Raw genomic sequence first — 608 nt, 5'->3', positions numbered from 1 at the left:
CAGTTCTTGAACGCCGCATACCCCGACGCGCGAAACCCCGCCCCCGCGCTGAACCCGTCGTTGACCTTCATGCCCTGCTTGAGCGCGGTGAGCAACGTGAACGTCTTGAACGTCGACCCCGCCTGAAACCCCACCCCACCCCCATGCGCGGCGTCCGCGACAAGGTTGTAGGACATCTCCTTCTTCGCCTTGTTATGGCCGTAGGTCCGGCTGGCCGCCATCGCCTTGATCGCCCCGGTCCCCGGCTGCACCAACGCCTCAGCCGCCGCCGGATTGTCCGACGGATACACCCACTTCCTGATCGCCTTGTCCGCCGCCGCCTGCATCCCCGGATCCAGCGTGGTCCTGATCGTCAACCCACCCCGGTTCAAGAACGCCTCCCGCGCCTTGGCCGTCTTGCCGAAATCAGGATTCCGCAACACCTCGTTGCGGGCGTAGAAACAAAAGTAGGGGTACTCGCTCGACTCACACCCGCCCGGCAGCTTCGTGCCCCTGTAGCCGAGCTTGGCGGCCTTGGCCTTCGCCGCCACCGCCGGGGTGATCTTGCCCAGCTCCGCCATCCGGTCCAGCACCACGTTGCGCCGCTTGAGCAACCGCTCCCGCTGCTT

The 608-nt window shown here is 66.0% G+C and carries 1 protein-coding gene; it reads right to left on the bottom strand.

What is annotated here, in order from left to right; translation table 11 throughout:
• Positions 1-608 (bottom strand): penicillin-binding transpeptidase domain-containing protein (locus ABD817_RS39460; protein WP_344923577.1); only part of this gene is annotated, 608 nt, incomplete at both ends.

This window comes from Streptosporangium oxazolinicum, assembly GCF_039537505.1.
Taxonomy (GTDB): domain Bacteria; phylum Actinomycetota; class Actinomycetes; order Streptosporangiales; family Streptosporangiaceae; genus Streptosporangium; species Streptosporangium oxazolinicum.
Note: the sequence above shows the minus strand (reverse complement) of the source record. Positions and strands in the feature narration are given on the sequence as shown.